Annotated in this window: 4 protein-coding genes and 1 pseudogene; all 5 read left to right on the top strand. The window is 38.4% G+C overall.

Going from position 1 to position 3585, the window contains the following annotated elements:
• Positions 1-242: pseudogene (locus tag QZ359_RS01755) on the top strand (PTS galactitol transporter subunit IIC); the annotation flags it as partial.
• A gap of 101 nt (positions 243-343) precedes the next feature.
• The gene (locus tag QZ359_RS01750; protein WP_293956030.1) at positions 344-1240 is read left to right on the top strand and encodes an aldose 1-epimerase family protein; all 897 of its coding nucleotides are present in this window, start codon (positions 344-346) and stop codon (positions 1238-1240) included.
• 285 nt (positions 1241-1525) lie between these two features.
• Complete coding sequence (gene lacA / locus QZ359_RS01745; protein WP_000029277.1) at positions 1526-1951, top strand: galactose-6-phosphate isomerase subunit LacA; 426 nt, start codon at positions 1526-1528, stop codon at positions 1949-1951.
• A 148-nt stretch (positions 1952-2099) separates the two neighbouring features.
• Positions 2100-2615 carry a galactose-6-phosphate isomerase subunit LacB gene (gene lacB / locus QZ359_RS01740; protein WP_173277739.1) on the top strand — a complete coding sequence of 172 codons (516 nt, stop codon included), beginning with the start codon at positions 2100-2102 and terminating at the stop codon, positions 2613-2615.
• A 10-nt stretch (positions 2616-2625) separates the two neighbouring features.
• Positions 2626-3555: a tagatose-6-phosphate kinase gene (locus QZ359_RS01735; protein WP_293956014.1), complete on the top strand. Its 930-nt coding sequence runs from the start codon at positions 2626-2628 to the stop codon at positions 3553-3555.
• Positions 3556-3585 lie beyond the last annotated feature (30 nt).

Raw genomic sequence — 3585 nt, 5'->3', positions numbered from 1 at the left:
AACTTGCTAAAGGTGTAGGTGCCTTCCCAGAAGGTGTGAGCCAAACTCAATTGATCACTCACTCAACTCTTGAAGGACCAATCGAAAAACTTCTTGGTTGGACAATTGGTAACACTACAACAGGTGATATCAAAGCAATCCTTGGTGCTGTAGTCTTCCTTGTATTCTATATCGGTATCTTTGCTTGGTACAGAAAACAAATGATCAAACGTAACGAAGAGTACGCAGCAAGAGCAAAATAATGCGCTCCTATAAAATGTAAATTGTTAAGGCTAGGTTGTCATTTTCCTGATAGGAGTGACAGCCTAATTTTTTATAAACTATCAAGAAATCGGAGAAAATAATGGTAATTGAATTAAAATCAGAACAATTAAGAGTTCAATTTAACAGTTTTGGTGGGTCTCTTTCTTCTATAAAAGATGCTGAGGGACTTGAGTATTTGTGGCAAGGGGATGCCACTTATTGGAGTGGACAAGCTCCTGTTCTATTCCCCATCTGTGGTTCATTGAGAGAGGATACAGCACTCTATATAGATGAGAAGGGACAAGAAAGCCAAGGAAAGATTCCTCGTCATGGTTTGGTTCGTAAGAAAGAATTTGAATTAGTTGAACAGACAGACAAGAGTGTAACTTTTGCAATTGAAGACGATGAGAATAGCTATCAAAACTATCCTTATCATTTCCGTCTAGAAATCACTTATATCCTTACTGGTAAGACAGTACGGACCCAATACAAGATTTTCAATAAAGAAACTAGCAAGGTCATGCCTTACTTTATTGGTGGACATCCAGGATTTAATTGTCCTCTGCTTGATGATGAAGTCTATGAAGATTATTATTTAGAGTTTGAGAAAGAAGAGACTTGCTCTGTTCCACGTCCTTTCCCAGAAACGGGTATGCTGGATTTTCAAGATAGAAGTCCATGGCTAGAGGGTCAAAAAGAATTAGATCTTAATTATGATCTTTTCAGCACGGATGCAGTCACCTTAGATGAATTGCAATCTAGAACAATTGCCCTTCGTTCTCGTAAACATGATAAGGGATTGAAAGTGCACTTTGCAGAGTTTCCAAATCTCATCATCTGGTCAACTTTGAATAAAGGCCCTTTCATTGCTTTTGAACCGTGGTCTGGCTTGTCAACATCCCTTGAAGAAGGAAATCATCTAGAAGATAAGAAGAATGTTCGTCTCCTAGAACCTGGTCAAGTGGATCAAATTGGTTTTGACATCGAAATTTTTTAGTTAAAAAACACAAAAACAAACATTAACTGTTGACTTTTTCAAGAAATAGGAGTATATTATGTTTGTAAGCAACAAATGATGTTTGTAACAAACAAATAATCGCTTGTTATATTCTATTTCGTGGAGAAAGATTATTTCTAGGGAACTGGTTTCCTAAACTTGAATAAGGTGTCATTCATCTCATTCAATCCAATTTGTCAATAAACTGCTAGAAAGCTTTTTGTAGCTAAACTGCTAACTATAAAAGGTTTTACTAGCCTAGAAAAATAAAAAGGAGTATACAATATGTCTATTGTTATCGGTGCAGATGCTGCAGGTTTGAGATTGAAAGAAGTTGTGAAAGACTTCTTGGAAAAAGAAAACTTCCACGTTGTGGATGTTACAGCTGAAGGTCAAGACTTTGTCGATGTGACTCTTGCTGTTGCTGCAGAAGTAAACAAAGAAGAACAAAACCTTGGTATCGTGATTGATGCTTATGGAGCTGGTCCATTTATGGTTGCAACTAAGATCAAAGGAATGGTCGCTGCAGAAGTATCTGACGAACGTTCAGCTTATATGACTCGTGGCCACAACAACTCACGTATGATCACTATGGGTGCACAACTTGTTGGTGATGAATTGGCTAAAAACATCGCTAAAGGATTTGTTAACGGGAAATACGATGGTGGACGTCACCAAATTAGGGTCGATATGTTGAACAAAATGTGCTAATACTCTTCAAAAATCAAGATAATCTGTTGTCAGCTCACTTTAGCTAACCTCAGTTATGCTTGCAGCTCGCTTCCTAAGCTAATCTTGATTTTTTTTGAGTAGGGATAAATGATATTAGATTTATATAATTAATCGGAGGGAATAACTAATGAGAATTGCAATTGGATGTGACCACATCGTAACAGATGAAAAAATGGCGGTTTCAGAATTTTTGAAATCAAAAGGATATGAAGTCATTGACTTTGGTACATATGACCATACACGTACTCACTACCCAATCTTTGGTAAAAAAGTAGGGGAAGCTGTAACTAGCGGTCAAGCTGATCTTGGAGTATGTATCTGTGGTACTGGTGTTGGTATCAACAACGCTGTAAATAAAGTTCCTGGTGTTCGTTCTGCCTTGGTTCGTGATATGACAACAGCCCTTTATGCTAAAGAAGAATTGAACGCTAACGTTATCGGTTTTGGTGGTAAGATTACTGGTGAATTGCTCATGTGTGATATCATCGAAGCTTTCATCCATGCTGAATACAAACCATCTGAAGAAAACAAGAAATTGATTGCGAAAATTGAACACCTTGAAAGTCACAATGCTCAACAAACAGATGCAAACTTCTTCACTGAATTCCTTGAAAAATGGGATCGCGGAGAATACCACGACTAAGAGGTGACCTATGATTTTAACAGTCACAATGAACCCGTCCATCGATATTTCCTATCCTTTGGATGAGTTGAAGATTGATACTGTCAATCGTGTGGTAGATGTAACCAAAACGGCTGGTGGTAAGGGCCTCAATGTTACTCGAGTACTTTCAGAATTTGGAGATTCTGTTCTTGCTACTGGTTTAGTGGGTGGCAAACTTGGTGAGTTTTTGGTTGAACATATCGATGATCAAGTAAAGAAAGATTTCTTTTCTATTCAGGGAGAAACTCGTAACTGTATCGCTATTCTTCACGGAGATAACCAAACAGAAGTTCTTGAAAAAGGTCCTGAAGTATTGGAACAGGAAGGTCAAGACTTTTTGGAACATTTTAAAAATCTCCTAGAGTCAGTTGAAGTAGTAGCTATCTCAGGTAGTCTGCCAGCTGGCCTTCCGGTTGATTACTATGCGAGCTTGGTAGAACTTGCTAATCAAGCTGGCAAGCCTGTAGTCTTGGACTGCTCTGGTGCGGCTCTTCAGGCAGTTCTTGAATCACCACATAAACCAACAGTCATCAAACCAAATAATGAGGAATTGTCCCAGCTTCTAGGAAGAGAAGTTTCTGAGAATTTGGATGAATTAAAAGAAGTCCTTCAAGAATCTTTGTTTGCAGGTATTGAATGGATTATCGTTTCACTTGGTGCCAACGGTGCCTTTGCCAAACATGGTGACACTTTCTACAAGGTAGATATTCCTAGAATCCAGGTAGTCAACCCTGTTGGATCTGGAGACTCTACTGTGGCAGGAATTTCTTCAGGACTTCTTCACAAAGAATCGGATTCAGAATTACTCATCAAGGCAAATGTCCTTGGTATGCTCAATGCTCAAGAAAAAATGACTGGTCATGTCAACATGGCCAACTATCAAGCTCTATATGATCAATTAATAGTAAAAGAGGTATAAAATGGCTTTAACAGAACAAAAACGTGCACG

The sequence above is a fragment of the Streptococcus sp. genome (genome assembly GCF_019414905.1).
In the GTDB taxonomy this organism is placed as follows: domain Bacteria; phylum Bacillota; class Bacilli; order Lactobacillales; family Streptococcaceae; genus Streptococcus.
This window is presented reverse-complemented; position numbering and strand designations above follow the sequence as displayed.

Bases quoted from the DNA above. Each gene is read 5' to 3' on its own strand.
- QZ359_RS01750 (WP_293956030.1), top strand. From the start codon at position 344: ATGGTAATTGAATTAAAATCAGAACAATTAAGAGTTCAATTTAACAGT.
- lacA (WP_000029277.1), top strand. From the start codon at position 1,526: ATGTCTATTGTTATCGGTGCAGATGCTGCAGGTTTGAGATTGAAAGAA.
- lacB (WP_173277739.1), top strand. From the start codon at position 2,100: ATGAGAATTGCAATTGGATGTGACCACATCGTAACAGATGAAAAAATG.
- QZ359_RS01735 (WP_293956014.1), top strand. From the start codon at position 2,626: ATGATTTTAACAGTCACAATGAACCCGTCCATCGATATTTCCTATCCT.